The sequence below is a fragment of the Eubacterium sp. ER2 genome (assembly GCF_000765215.1).
GTDB lineage: Bacteria > Bacillota > Clostridia > Lachnospirales > Lachnospiraceae > Claveliimonas > Claveliimonas intestinigallinarum.
Window position 1 is genome coordinate 1 of sequence record NZ_JPJE01000059.1, and the last position, 1,484, is coordinate 1,484.

The 1,484-nt window shown below is 46.4% G+C and carries 2 protein-coding genes; one reads left to right on the top strand and one right to left on the bottom strand.

What is annotated here, in order from left to right; translation table 11 throughout:
- Positions 1 to 473 (bottom strand): polysaccharide biosynthesis protein (locus NI21_RS0115325; RefSeq protein WP_197052637.1); only part of this gene is annotated, 473 nt, incomplete at its 3' end.
- A 357-nt stretch (positions 474 to 830) separates the two neighbouring features.
- On the opposite strand from NI21_RS0115325, the gene NI21_RS0115330 reads away from it, so the two are divergent.
- Complete coding sequence (locus NI21_RS0115330; RefSeq protein WP_052084199.1) at positions 831 to 1,253, top strand: PBECR4 domain-containing protein; 423 nt, start codon at positions 831 to 833, stop codon at positions 1,251 to 1,253.
- The last annotated feature ends 231 nt before the right edge of the window (positions 1,254 to 1,484 follow it).

The window sequence follows — 1,484 nt, forward strand, 5'->3', positions numbered from 1 at the left end:
ACGGTCCTTGATTTGGCCACGATCACCTTCTCCATCATGGCCTTGGAGGTGCCCATGGCGTTCACCGGATAGGCGGCCTTGTCCGTGGACAGGCAGATGACCTTCTTTACTCCTGCCTCGATGGCCGCAGTCAGCACGTTCTCCGTGCCCAGCACATTGGTCTTCACCGCCTCGACGGGGAAGAACTCACAGGAGGGCACCTGCTTCAGGGCCGCCGCGTGGAAGATGTAGTCCACACCGTGCATGGCGTTTTTCACGGACTGGATATCCCGCACATCCCCGATATAGAACTTCAGCTTGTCGCTGTACTCGGGGAATTCCCGCTGATAAAAATGCCGCATATTGTCCTGCTTTAACTCATCGCGGGAAAAGATACGGATCTCCCCTATATCTGTCTTTAAAAACCGGTCCAGGACGGCGTTCCCGAAGGAACCGGTGCCGCCGGTGATCATTAAGGTTTTACCTGCAAATATACTGCTCATTGGTTTGATCTCCTTTGTTTTACTTTTTATATCTTTGTATTTATTTAGTTGACTCATTAGTCTGATCAGCGTATACTATACACACAAAGCAGTCGAATTCTGCTGGTGCGACTGACACCTAAAATCCGAAATGAAAGCCGATGATTGGTCGGAGCGTTGGCGGGCAACAGAAAAACCCGATAGCAAAGCCGGATGTACAGGCCGGAGCGTTGGCGGACAACTGAAAAATCAGTCATTAAGGGAGACAGTTAGTGCTGCGGCACTACCATCTCCCTTTAAAATTCTTTTTACTCTTCGTATCTTTTATGATCCATACAAACTCATCGGACACCTCATAGGATTCCATTTATGACAAAATACACAAAGCAGCAGGCGCTCTCTATCATCGTAGACTGTGCACTAAAATACGAACAAAATCTTTCCGGTCGCAATCTTCTATTCCTTTTAAGGAGTAAAGATCTATCTGTTTCTTCCCTGGAAGTTGCTTTTTATCCCTATAATTTTCTTCATCTTACAGGAGTGAGCCTGAACAAAAAGATCAGCGCCGCTGATTTCTATCAAAAATGTCTGAATCACAAGCTCTGTACTGAAGATTTCTCCTTTTCGCAAGATGGCACCACTCATCTCAAGCTCAATGTTCTTCCTTTACTCATGACCAAAAATATTTCCGCTAAAATGGCCGGTGATTTCCAAAACAGTTCCCCCTTCTTGTATACGGATAAATTAATCGGTAATGTAAAGTCTTGCCTTGGTTTTGTTAGTACACGGTAAATCATGAGTACCAGCGTATTTTTTGACCGCCGTTTCCCGGCGGCCGGTTTACACATTCGTTGTTTTGGTTTTGCTTCGGCAGATTTCCGGTAGCTGCTCAGACCATGGAAGCAGATCTTCCATAAAACAGTAATCCGTATGTAAATAACGGTGAATTAGTACCATCTGCACGGTCTAACTGTACCACCCTGCCGAAACAAGAGTACCGCCTTGCCGGTTGGCTGTACCGGT

What these genes read in the sequence shown, in the direction of transcription:
- NI21_RS0115330 (WP_052084199.1), top strand. Translation starts at nt 831, where the DNA reads ATGACAAAATACACAAAGCAGCAGGCGCTCTCTATCATCGTAGACTGT.